Below are 11,579 nucleotides of genomic sequence, written 5' to 3'. Positions count from 1 at the left end.
TGCCTTTGAGCACGCAAGCAGATTTATCTTATCAGTGGAATTGCTGTAAGGTTAAGGGAGTTATTTCTATGTCTTTTATCTTTTACGATAGCCACAGTACGCAGTTTAAAAAACCGTTCGGCGCACTGGGAACCGGTGAGCAGGCGGAGTTTCGCCTGCACCTACCCAAGAACGGGGAGTTTACAAACCCACGCATGCTGCTTTACAAGGCCGATGCGTGGGATACCCCGCAGGTAATCGAAATGAGCTTTATCAAAGCCGAACTTACCTGCAATGTTTTTTCATGCAAGCTTTCGCTGCCCCTGCCCCAGCTTTATTTTTATTGCTTTGAAGCAGAGCAAAACGGGAGCTGCAAAAAGCTTTCGCGCACTGCCGGCAACACCGGTGCGTTTACCGATTCGCCCCCGCAGCTTTGGCAGCTTACTGTTTATAACTCCGGGTTTGAAACACCGGATTTCTTAAAAGGCGGCATCATGTATCAGATTTTTCCCGACCGATTTTTCTGCAGCGGAAAACCGAAGCACAGCGTGCCCCCCGACCGTAAGCTGCACCAAAACTGGTATGAGATGCCCGATTACCTGCCTGATGAGGACGGTAAAATCACCAACACCGATTATTTTTGCGGCGATTTACAGGGTATTATAAGCAAAATGGACTATCTGCACAGCATGCATATCTCATGCATCTACCTCAACCCCGTGTTTGAGGCACACTCCAGCCACCGCTACAACACCGCAGACTACCGTAGGATCGACTGCCTGCTTGGGGACGAAAACGACCTGCGTGAGCTGTGCGCCAAAGGCAGGGAGCTTGGCATCCGCGTTGTTTTAGACGGTGTTTTTTCACACACCGGCGACGATAGCTTGTACTTCAACCGCAAAAACCGCTACCCCACGCAGGGCGCTTACAACTCGAAAGACAGCCGCTATTATCATTGGTACGATTTTTCGCAGTGGCCTGACAAATACAGTTCCTGGTGGGGTTTTGATACCCTGCCCAATGTGGATGAAACCAATGATGATTACATCGAGTTTATCTGCGGTGAGGGGGGGGTGCTGCACTACTGGCTTTCGCTGGGTGTTAGCGGGTACCGCCTTGACGTTGCGGACGAACTACCCGACAAGTTCCTCGATGCGTTGACCGCCTCGGTAAAAGCCTACGACCCGCAGGCGGTTATCATTGGCGAGGTGTGGGAGGATGCTTCGAATAAGGTGGCGTACGGTGTGCGCAAGCGTTACTTTGGCGGCGCGCAGCTGGACAGTGTGATGAACTACCCATTTAAGGATGCCATTTTGTCGTTTATTCGCTACGGGGGCGGCGGCGAACTTAACAACACGGTGCTTTCGATTTTAGAAAACTACCCCAAGCCCGTGGTGGATGTGCTGATGAATTCGCTGAGCACCCATGACGTGGAGCGCGCCATCACCAAGCTTGCGGGCGAACCGCTGGATGACCACGACCGCCCATGGCAGATGCGCCACCACTTCCTCAGCGAAGGCGATTATCAACGCGGCAGGCAGCTTTTTATGCTTGCGCAGGTACTGCAGTTCTTTTTGCCCGGCGTGCCCTGCTTGTACTACGGTGATGAGGTGGGTATGACCGGTTACCGCGACCCGTTCAACCGCTGCACCTACCCGTGGGAAAGCGGCGATAGCGAACTGCTGGAGTTTACCAAAACTCTATGTGCACTGCGCCGAGAGTACAGTGCCCTACTTGCCGACGCACCCTTTGTACCAACTATTTTTGACAATGACGTTTATGCGTTTACCCGCATGAGGAACGGTGAGGGGCTGCTTGTTGTGGTAAACCGCGGTGATGGCAGCCGCAGGCTTACACTGCCTTTTGAACCCGAGGTGCTTGCAGGAAACTTCTCCGATGGTATACTTGCCGCCCAATCGTTCATTATCGGTAAAATCTAAATACTTTTCAACAATAAAAACCCTCACCGTTGAAAACCGGCGAGGGTTTTTATTCGCCCGTCTAGCAAGAGGGAAAATTAATCGTAGTCCACACTTGAAGTCAAAATACAAGCTATGTTATAATACCCGCAAGGTGGTGGAGTGTTATGACAGAGAAAGAAATTTTGCAGGCCATGCAAGCCATGCTAAACCCCATTGGTGAACGTCTCGACGGTATAGAGAAGCGCTTTGACGGTGTGGAACAACGCTTTGACGGTGTGGAACAACGCCTTGACGGTATGGAGCAACACCTTGACGGTATGGAGCAACACCTTGACGGTATGGAGCAACGCTTTGACGGTGTGGAGAAGCGCTTTAGCGGTATGGAGCAACGCCTTGACGGTATGGAGCAACGCTTTAGCGGTGTGGAGCAACGCCTTGACGCCATGCAAGGTGATATTGATGTGATAAAGAGCGACGTCAAAGATGTGAAAAGGCAGGTCAATGTACTGTATGACTGGGTGGACGGCATTGATATTAAGGTAAAGAAAATTGATGACCGCACTGCATAATTCACCGCGTAATAAAGTTTACATATTCGCATGTGGCTATAAGCTATAGCTACATGCTTTTTTATGCATGAAAAAAGCAACCGCTTAAAAACGGTTGCTTTTATAATTGGTGACCCGTACGGGAATCGAACCCGTGATACCGCCGTGAAAGGGCGGTGTCTTAACCGCTTGACCAACGGGCCTCACTTATATATAAAAACCCTTTGCAGGGTATTTATTAAAATGGTAGCGGCAATAGGATTTGAACCTACGACACTTCGGGTATGAACCGAATGCTCTAGCCAACTGAGCTATGCCGCCATAAAAATGATACCTGCCTGTTTTATCAGGCGAAATTAATTATACTACATACACCCAGTGTTGTCAATGCTTTTTACGCTTTTTTCTACAAAATTATGGTTCCCCGCCGTTAACCAATATAATCGGCGGGGAATTTTGTTTTTTGTTATACTTTTAGTATTAAAATTAAGTTTTATACTAAAATCAAGGGTTAATCGAGTAGTTTGGTGCCTCTTTGGTGATATAAATATCGTGCGGGTGGCTCTCTTTTAAACCCGCCCCTGTAATGCGCACAAACTGCGCCTTTGTGTGCATATCGGAAATAGACGGGCAGCCGCAGTAGCCCATACCGGATTTAATTCCGCCGAGCAACTGGAATACTGAATCGGCAACAGGGCCCTTGTACGGCACGCGTCCCTCAACGCCCTCGGGTACCAGCTTTTTGTTGTCCTCTTGGAAGTAACGATCCTTGCTGCCGCAAGCCATTGCACCAAGGCTACCCATGCCACGGTAAACCTTAAAGCGTCTGCCCTGGTAAATTTCGCTGTCGCCGGGCGCTTCTTCACACCCTGCCAGCAGTGAACCAAGCATTACGGCCGAAGCACCTGCCGCAAGCGCTTTGACGATATCACCCGAGTATTTAATACCGCCATCTGCAATGACGGGAATATTATATTTCTGTGCAACACAGGCAGCATCGTAAATTGCGGTGATCTGAGGTACACCAATGCCTGCGACAACACGGGTGGTGCAGATAGAACCGGGCCCAATGCCGACTTTGATTGCGTCCGCACCCGCCTTAATGAGGTCTTCCGCCGCCTCTGCAGTGGCAATATTGCCTGCAATCAGCGCTACATCAGGGAATGCCTCTTTGACTTTGTGCACGCAATCCAAAATACCGTGGCTATGCCCATGCGCCGAATCCAGTACCAGCACGTCCACCTGCGCATCGACCAGAGCTTTTGCGCGGTCAAGTACATCACTGGTAACACCAATGGCGGCACCACACAGCAATCTGCCGTTTTTATCGCGTGCCGAGTTTGGGTAACGTACAGCCTTCTCAATATCTTTAATGGTAATAAGCCCTTTGAGTCTTCCCTTTTCATCCACAATGGGCAACTTTTCAATCTTGTGCATGCGCAAAATTTCTTGCGCACCCTTTAAATCGGTTCCTACCGGAGCGGTAATGAGGTTTTCTTTGGTCATAACCTCTTTTATCTTTAAGTTAAAATCGCTCAAAAAGCGTAAGTCTCGGTTGGTCAAAATTCCTACCAGCTTATTGTCTTCGTCTACAATTGGCACACCGCTGATACGATATTTGCTCATCAATTCATCTGCATCAAACACAAAATGCTCGGGAGAAAGGTAAAACGGGTTGACAATAACCCCATTCTCCGAACGCTTTACCTTGTCCACTTCATCCGCCTGCTTTTCAATGGACATATTTTTATGGATGATACCGATACCACCCTCACGCGCAATCGCAATCGCCATCAGCGATTCGGTTACGGTATCCATCGCCGCGGTCATCAGCGGAGAGTTGAGGTAAATGTCTTTTGCCAATTTAGTTGAAACATTAATGTCCTTGGGCAGAACATCTGATTTCGCAGGAATTAGCAAAACATCGTCAAAGGTTAAGCCCTCTTTAACAAATTTCTCACCATAGTTTGTATTCAGCATCAGCTCTTCCTCCTATAAGAATCATTTCTTTCTACACAGTCTCCACGTTGATATTTTTTCTATTCTATCACTTATTACTCTGCTAAGCAAGGATTTTTCAGAAGAGAATTTTCAAACTTTTTCACATGCTTTTGTTGGTGTTGTGGAAAGATATGAGGTTGCGGGCTATAATCTGAAAAATAAACAAAAAATAAGCAGCAGGACAGATTTATTCTGCCCTGCCGCGGAAGCTTTAATGCTTGGCGAGGTTGACATAGGTTGGCGCAAACTTGCTGGATTGCAGCTTTTTTACCTCTCGGTAATAGTTGTAGGTCATCGGTGCCCCGTCACAAACAATGTTGGAATCTACTACATCACAAATAAAGATGGTGTGTGTATCCATATCCACCTCTTTTACCACTTTACAGCTGAACTGTGACACAACACCCTCGTCAATATACATATCTCCGTGGATATCTTTATGGCATTTGGTCTCGGCAAACTTGTCGATGTCTCTGCCAGTGCGATAACCGAATTTACCCAAAAGCGGGCTTGCCGCCTTCTCATCCACCACATTTACCGCAATAGTGCCGCCTGCCCTAATATAGCAGTGGGTTTGGTTTTCTTTCGAAACGCTCACACCCACACGAACAGGCTCGGCGGTAATCTGGAACACTGTATTTACAAGACACCCCGCATTTTTGTCGCCGTCGTGCGCGGTGATCAGATAAATTCCGTAACTGAGTTTAAAAAGCGCCGTAATATCCAACATTCGAGCTTCCCCCTATTTAAATTTAATGATACATTCAAAGCAGCTGTCCCCCGCGGGGCGGTCTGCGCCGATGTAATAGGTGTTTTCATCAAGCTGTGCACGAAAAACCGTGAGCTCATCGCCAAATTTAGCCTCACCCACAAAACTGATGTTATACTGCGCAACATCGCGGCTGCGGTGCTGCTCAAGCGGCAGATAGTCACAGACAATATCAGAATAAACCGCATTGTTCATATGCATGTTGCAGTCAATGTCACTGTAACGAACGACGCGCTTTCCCACCGGCTGTGCGTCCTTGGGGCGTTTGTTTTTTGCTCTCAGCAGTTCATAATCTACTGCCACAGGCTCAAGCGGAATGGTGTACGGCAACTCGTTGGGGCGGCGAATCTTATGCTCAATGGGGTCGGTGAGTACCCACGCTGTTTGCGCGTAGATAATCTCCTCCCCTGCTTCATCGTAAAAATACACATCACGCATGCTCTGCACGCCCTTAGGTGCTCGCGGTTTGGTAACAATCGTCAGCTTTTCGAGTGCGCCAGGGCGGCGTTTCACCTGCAACGCCACCTTGGTGAGCAAAAATACAAAGCCCTCGTTCCATAGCATGACATGGCTTAATCCAAGCTCTTCAAGGTGTTCTCCGCTTACCTCCTGAATATGGCGCATCATGCCGCTCAGCTTAATCTGGTTGCGAATATCACATTCAGGGTAGGTCAGCTTAATTTTTTTATGGAATTCATAGTTTTGCATCTGTCTGTTTCACCACTTTTTATACGTTTAGTATATTATCTAATTAAATCTACACCCATGTACGGTCTGAGCGCCTCGGGAACTGTGACACTGCCGTCATCATTCTGATAGTTTTCCAAAATTGCGGCAACCGTTCTACCTATGGCAAGGCCCGAACCGTTCAAGGTGTGCACCAGCTGAGCTTTGTCCTTGGGGCTGTCTTTAAATTTGATGTTGGCACGGCGCGCTTGATAATCCTCGAAATTGGAGCAGCTCGAAATTTCAAGATATCTGCCGTAGGAAGGCATCCAAACCTCAATATCGTAGGTTTTCGCACTGGAGAAGCCTAAATCGCCGCCGCACAGAGCAACCACCCGATACGGCAGGCCCAGCATCTGCAGCTTGGTTTCTGCATCATGAGTGAGGCTTTCCAGCTCCTCATAGCTGTTCTCGGGGTGGCTGAATTTCACCAGTTCCACCTTATTGAACTGGTGTTGGCGGATAAGACCGCGAGTATCTCTGCCCGCAGAACCCGCCTCGGCACGGAAGCAGGCGGAATATGCACAGTGCTTAATGGGCAGCTTGGCGCCGTCGAGAATCTCATCGCGGTACAGGTTGGTAACCGGCACCTCGGCGGTTGGAATCAGATAGTAATCCAGTCCCTCCAACTTAAACATGTCCTCGCCAAACTTCGGCAATTGTCCTGTTCCGGTCATGGATGCGGTATTTGCCATAAAGGGGGGCAACACCTCAACGTAGCCGTTTGCTGTGTGGTTATCAAGGTAGAAGTTGATGACGGCGCGCTCAAGGCGTGCACCAAGCCCTTTGTAGAAGTGGAAACGCTTTCCGGTAACCTTAGCGGCACGCTCCGGATCGAGGATGTCGAGGTTTGAGCCGATGTCCCAATGTGGTCTTGGCTCGTAGGGGAACTCGCGCGGAGTACCCCAAGTGCGAATCTCTTTATTTTCGCTGTCGTCTGTGCCTGCGGGTACCGATTCATGCGGAATATTGGGGATAGAAAGCAGCAACTCGCGCTGTTTTTCCTCTAATACGGATATTTCCGCGTCGCACTCACTGATGCTTTGCGAAAGCAGCTTCATCTCAGCCATCAGCGCTGTGGTGTCTTTTCCCTCTTTTTTTAATGTAGGAATTTCTTTGGACGCCTTGTTCTGCTGCGATTTCATATTGTCTGCCTTGGTGCTGATCTCACGGCGTTTAACGTCAATCTCAAGGATTTCGTCCACAACGCTATCCAAATCCTTACCACGGCGTTTTACTCCCTCTTTTACCTCATCGGGGTTGGTTCTGATTCTTTTGATATCTAACATTTTGCGCGCACTTCCTTTTGTAAGTTTGTTTCTCTTAAAACTCTTTATTGCTTTTATTGGCGTTCCATTTAGGTTTTTTAAATATTTTTATACCGTTTTATTGAGCATTACCGCTACCAGTTTAGTTTTTCGCCGGTAAGCCTTTCCATTATGTCGGCAAGATCCTGCTTGCTGAAAAACTCGATCTCCAGCTTGCCTTTGTCCTTTTTGTGGTTTATCTTTACTTTTCTCCCAAACTCTTGGGTAGCCGCAAGCTCCAGTTCCTCGTAAAAAGTATCACGCACCAAAGGTTTTGCCTTGAGCACAGTGGCCTCTTTCCCTGCTTTTTGCAAACTGGTGAGTTTTTCAACGTCACGAACCGTCAAATTCTGCTTTACAATACGGTCGGCCATTTCTTCTATTGCTTTTTTATTCTCGAGTGAGAGCAAAGATCGTGCATGCCCTACCGAAATTTCATCACGGCGCACCATATCCACTACTTTTGAGGGCAAATTTAGCAGTCGAAGGGAGTTTGCAATTACAGGCCTTGATTTTCCAACGCTTTTTGCAATCTGCTCCTGTGTCATGTTGTATTGATCTGCCAGCGCCCTATATCCGAGCGATTCTTCAATTGCGTTTAAGTCTTCGCGCTGCAGGTTCTCAATCAGCGCTATTTCCATTGTCTCCATGTCGTCCATTTCGCGCACAACAACGGGCACTTCTGTAAGCCCCGCCATGCGTGATGCACGCCAACGCCTCTCCCCCGCAACCAGCTGATAGCTACCCGTAGGCAACGGGCGCACCAAAAGTGGCTGAATGACGCCATGTTCGCGAATGGAATCTGCCAAATCGGCAAGAGCAGCCTCATCAAAATCTTTACGCGGCTGTGCCTTGTTCGGCTCTATCTCGGAGATGCGTAGCGTCAGCACATTGCTGCTGGTGGTATTATTGTCTGCAAACAAAGCGTCAAGCCCTTTGCCCAAACCACCTTTTCTTCCTGCCACGGCAGCTGCCTCCTTTATTTGTTTTTGTTCATAATCTCTTTTGCAAGCTCTTCATAAGCCTGCGAACCCTTTGAGGTGCGGTCAAAATACACCACCGGCTGCCCAAAGCTTGGGGCCTCTGAAAGCCGCACATTGCGCGGTATCACGCTTTTGTATACCTTTTGGGGGAAATATTTTTTAACCTCCTCCACCACTTGGATGGTAAGATTCAGTCGTGCATCGTACATTGTGAGCAATACGCCTTCAATTTCAATCTGGGGGTTGTACAGGCGCTTTACATTGCGCACTGTGGACATCAGCTGAGACAGCCCCTCCAGTGCGTAATACTCACACTGAATCGGTACAATCAGTGTATCGCATGCGGTCAGTGCGTTGAGCGTAATCAGCCCGAGTGACGGAGGGCAATCAATAAAAATAAAATCATAGCCCGCTTTGATGCTTGCCAGTGCATTTTTCAACCGGCTTGCTCGGTTTTCCAGCTCTACCAGCTCAATCTCTGCCGCTGCAAGGTCGATATTTGAGGGAAGCACGTCCACATTCTGAAAGGCAGAGTGTACAATTACATCCTGAACCTTGGCATCTCCAATAAGCAGCTCGTAAGTAGACTTCTTTACCTCACGTTTGTTAACGCCCAGCCCACTGGTGGTGTTTCCCTGCGGGTCAATATCCACCAAAAGCACTTTTTTTCCGAACAAACCAATCCATGCCGCAATATTGACAGCTGAGGTTGTTTTACCAACGCCGCCCTTTTGGTTTGCCATTGCTATAATCTTTCCCATTTTTTTACCTCTTCACTCAATATTACCTACTATACCTTTTGATTATAGCACAATTTCAGGATATTTCAACGTTTTCCGCCAATGCACACCAATCTAACCGCACACTTTGCAATGTTTCACGTGAAACATTGCTGTTAAACATTTCAGCAGTTTCTTGTTGCACTCATCTTTTTGGGGAAACATATTTTTTATACGCCAAGAAGCCACCCTCTCGGGTGGCTTCTTGGCAATCAGCTAGGGGAACATCTATATACTAACCTTAAAAAGGGTAGTGCTGTTATTTGGCGGCCGCCTTTTTTGTTGGTAAGCAGATGTTTTGGGGATTTTGACGGTGTATTCAATGTAATCGTTGTAATCATTCTGATCCACCACCGCATCAATACCCGCCTGCTTCATGGTGCTGATTGCGCGGTCTATTGTGTTGATAAAGATTCGCAAATCTTTAACAATCAGCAGCCTCTTAGGTGGTTTAGGCTTTCCGGCCAGCATGTCATCAATCATGCGTTCTGTTTGGGCAACATTTAAGCTTTTCTTTGTAATTATCTCAATGGCCGCCTGTTGGCGCTCGGAAATTTTTAGCTTAAGCAGCGCTCGTGCATGGCGCTCGGTAAGCCCACTTTCTGCAATCCTTTGCTGAACCTCGGCCGGTAAACGTAAAATACGCAGTTTGTTTGCCAAAGTAGACTGTGCCATTCCAAGCTTAGATGCCGCTTCTTCTTGTGTAATGCTCCACTGGTAAATCAGCTCGTAAATTCCCCGCGCTTCGTCAAAAAAGTTGAGGTCCTCGCGCTGCAGATTTTCAATAAGAGCAAATACCGCAGATTGCTTATCATCTAAATTTGCGACAATTGCCTTTATTTTGTCCATTCCAAGCTGTTTGCAGGCTTTGAGCCTTCTTTCTCCCGAAATCAGTTCATAACGCTCGTTGGAAAGCTTGCGAACGGTAATTGGTTGCAGAAGCCCGTTTTGTCGGATACTCTGGGCGAGCTTGTCCAACTCTGCACTGTCAAAAACAGTACGGGGCTGCGCTGGATTAGGGACAACGCACTCAACCGGCAACAGAACCACCTGCTCGCCGCTGCGATTTTTGGTAAAAATCAAAGCGCCACCTCCTAATTCAACTGCCGCAGCATACAAGGCTTGTCCCCTTTGTAAAACTGACGGAAGGTTTTACAGAGGTGTTTAAGCCTTGTATGCCGTCTGTAGCTATAATATAGCACAGGTTTACATGTATTTCCAGTATTTTACATCCAAAAAAAGCACCAATATTCGTCAAATACTGATGCTTTTCACTCTATTAAAGTGGAGATTTTGATATTTTAGCGGATTGTCGCGGATATTTTGCCGGAGTTTGCGATATTTTTTTGATAACAATAATTGACCTTTTGCTGTCATCGGGTAAAATATATTTCTTTACCTCTAGCACCTTTCCGCCAAGCTCTTTGATTGCCTTTTTTGCTGTATCCAACTCATCGTCAATTTCGTAACCTTTTAGGGCCACAAATAAGCCGCCAACCTTTACAAACGGCAGGCAATATTCTGCAAGCTCGCGCAAATTTGCCACTGCACGCGCCGTTGCAACATCAAACTGCTCACGAAGGCCGGGGTTTCGTCCGCCCTCTTCTGCCCTGGCATGGATGTTGGTAGACTTTACTTCCAACGCCTCGCATAAGGCATTTAAAAAGTTGATGCGTTTATTGAGGCTATCGAGCAGTGTCAAATTGATATCACTTCGCACAAGCTTGCAGGGTACAGAAGGAAATCCGGCACCGGTGCCTACATCAATCAGCGAGGCATTCTGCGGCAGTTCTATGGCATGCAGCAGCAATAAGCTGTCTAAAAAATGCTTCGTGGCAATTTCATTTGGCTGTGTAATTGCGGTCAGGTTAATCTTTTCATTCCACTCTACCAAGGTATTTGCATAGCACTCCAGTTTATCAAGCTGCTCCTCGGTTAAATCAATGCCGTATTCGGCAGCTTGGCTCTTTAAACTATCCTTGGGTATGTTCATGTTCTCTTTTTCCTCCCCGCTGCTCCAAATAAATCAGCAGTACCGAAATATCTGCGGGGCTTACCCCCGAAATACGCGATGCCTGCCCTACATTAATCGGCTGTACCTTTTCCAGCTTTTCGCGTGCCTCCAACCGTAAGCCTGCAATCGCTTTATAATCGATGTTATGCGGCAGCGGCTTGCACTCCAGACGGCGCATTTCTTCTACTTGGGCCAGCTGTTTTTTAATGTAACCCGCATATTTAATTTCAACCTCTGCCTGCTCCACCACATCGGTCCCGAGTATCGGCCGCTCTTTATCGAACGGTGCAAGATCGTTGTAGGTAATTTGAGGGCGGCGAATCAAGTCTGCAAGATGTACACCGGTAATCACTGCGGCTGTTTCACGTGAAACAAGCATTTCGTTGAGCTCCTTGCTTGGCGGAATGACGGTGTTCTCAAGCCTCTTAATCTCAGCATTCTTTTGCTCCTGCTTGCGCAGATAGCGCTGATACCGCTCCTCTGAAATCAGCCCTACCTCATGCCCAATGGGGATAAGGCGGATGTCTGCATTGTCCTGCCGTAAAATTAAG

10 protein-coding genes, 2 tRNA genes and 1 pseudogene are annotated in these 11,579 nt (G+C 47.8%); 2 read left to right on the top strand and 11 right to left on the bottom strand.

All coding sequences use genetic code 11. From position 1 onward, the window contains the following. Positions 1-68: 68 nt before the first annotated feature. Together RTV33_RS10060 and RTV33_RS10055 are read left to right on the top strand one after the other, a co-directional pair. Positions 69-1,919, top strand: coding sequence for a glycoside hydrolase family 13 protein (locus RTV33_RS10060; protein WP_312643921.1), 1,851 nt, complete (start codon positions 69-71; stop codon positions 1,917-1,919). 146 nt (positions 1,920-2,065) lie between these two features. After that, the gene (locus RTV33_RS10055) at positions 2,066-2,470 is read left to right on the top strand and encodes a hypothetical protein (RefSeq protein ID WP_312643920.1); all 405 of its coding nucleotides are present in this window, start codon (positions 2,066-2,068) and stop codon (positions 2,468-2,470) included. Between the two features lie 107 nt (positions 2,471-2,577). Here the strand turns inward: RTV33_RS10055 and RTV33_RS10050 are convergent. The 11 genes and pseudogenes from RTV33_RS10050 to RTV33_RS10000 form a co-directional block, all read right to left on the bottom strand. After that, positions 2,578-2,652 (bottom strand) — tRNA-Glu (locus RTV33_RS10050). 41 nt (positions 2,653-2,693) lie between these two features. Next, positions 2,694-2,770 (bottom strand) — tRNA-Met (locus RTV33_RS10045). Between the two features lie 183 nt (positions 2,771-2,953). Further along, on the bottom strand, positions 2,954-4,429 hold the full coding sequence (guaB, locus tag RTV33_RS10040; RefSeq protein WP_312643919.1) for an IMP dehydrogenase: 1,476 nt from the start codon (positions 4,427-4,429) through the stop codon (positions 2,954-2,956). A 232-nt stretch (positions 4,430-4,661) separates the two neighbouring features. Next, a complete protein-coding gene (locus RTV33_RS10035) occupies positions 4,662-5,180 on the bottom strand; it encodes a flavin reductase family protein (protein WP_312643918.1) in 519 nt (172 codons plus the stop codon). 12 nt (positions 5,181-5,192) lie between these two features. Next, on the bottom strand, positions 5,193-5,927 hold the full coding sequence (locus RTV33_RS10030) for an acyl-ACP thioesterase domain-containing protein (protein WP_312643917.1): 735 nt from the start codon (positions 5,925-5,927) through the stop codon (positions 5,193-5,195). Positions 5,928-5,962: 35 nt separating this feature from the next. Further along, entirely contained in the window at positions 5,963-7,234 is a 1,272-nt protein-coding gene (serS, locus tag RTV33_RS10025; RefSeq protein WP_312643915.1) for a serine--tRNA ligase, read from the bottom strand. Between the two features lie 113 nt (positions 7,235-7,347). Next, positions 7,348-8,217, bottom strand: coding sequence for a ParB/RepB/Spo0J family partition protein (locus RTV33_RS10020; RefSeq protein ID WP_312643913.1), 870 nt, complete (start codon positions 8,215-8,217; stop codon positions 7,348-7,350). Positions 8,218-8,231: 14 nt separating this feature from the next. Next, complete coding sequence (locus RTV33_RS10015; protein WP_312643911.1) at positions 8,232-8,996, bottom strand: AAA family ATPase; 765 nt, start codon at positions 8,994-8,996, stop codon at positions 8,232-8,234. A gap of 246 nt (positions 8,997-9,242) precedes the next feature. After that, on the bottom strand, positions 9,243-10,097 hold the full coding sequence (locus tag RTV33_RS10010) for a ParB/RepB/Spo0J family partition protein (RefSeq protein WP_312643908.1): 855 nt from the start codon (positions 10,095-10,097) through the stop codon (positions 9,243-9,245). A 196-nt stretch (positions 10,098-10,293) separates the two neighbouring features. Then, positions 10,294-11,007 carry a 16S rRNA (guanine(527)-N(7))-methyltransferase RsmG gene (gene rsmG / locus RTV33_RS10005; protein WP_312643906.1) on the bottom strand — a complete coding sequence of 238 codons (714 nt, stop codon included), beginning with the start codon at positions 11,005-11,007 and terminating at the stop codon, positions 10,294-10,296. After that, positions 10,988-11,579, bottom strand: a pseudogene (locus RTV33_RS10000) (tRNA uridine-5-carboxymethylaminomethyl(34) synthesis enzyme MnmG); the annotation flags it as partial. The gene rsmG and the pseudogene RTV33_RS10000, both read right to left, overlap by 20 nt.

The organism is Hydrogenoanaerobacterium sp. (assembly GCF_032017025.1).
Classification (GTDB): Bacteria; Bacillota; Clostridia; order Oscillospirales; family Ruminococcaceae; genus Hydrogenoanaerobacterium.
Note: the sequence above shows the minus strand (reverse complement) of the source record. Positions and strands in the feature narration are given on the sequence as shown.

What these genes read in the sequence shown, in the direction of transcription:
- RTV33_RS10060 (WP_312643921.1), top strand. Translation starts at nt 69, where the DNA reads ATGTCTTTTATCTTTTACGATAGCCACAGTACGCAGTTTAAAAAACCG.
- RTV33_RS10055 (WP_312643920.1), top strand. Translation starts at nt 2,066, where the DNA reads ATGACAGAGAAAGAAATTTTGCAGGCCATGCAAGCCATGCTAAACCCC.
- guaB (WP_312643919.1), bottom strand. Translation starts at nt 4,429, where the DNA reads ATGCTGAATACAAACTATGGTGAGAAATTTGTTAAAGAGGGCTTAACC.
- RTV33_RS10035 (WP_312643918.1), bottom strand. Translation starts at nt 5,180, where the DNA reads ATGTTGGATATTACGGCGCTTTTTAAACTCAGTTACGGAATTTATCTG.
- RTV33_RS10030 (WP_312643917.1), bottom strand. Translation starts at nt 5,927, where the DNA reads ATGCAAAACTATGAATTCCATAAAAAAATTAAGCTGACCTACCCTGAA.
- serS (WP_312643915.1), bottom strand. Translation starts at nt 7,234, where the DNA reads ATGTTAGATATCAAAAGAATCAGAACCAACCCCGATGAGGTAAAAGAG.
- RTV33_RS10015 (WP_312643911.1), bottom strand. Translation starts at nt 8,996, where the DNA reads ATGGGAAAGATTATAGCAATGGCAAACCAAAAGGGCGGCGTTGGTAAA.
- rsmG (WP_312643906.1), bottom strand. Translation starts at nt 11,007, where the DNA reads ATGAACATACCCAAGGATAGTTTAAAGAGCCAAGCTGCCGAATACGGC.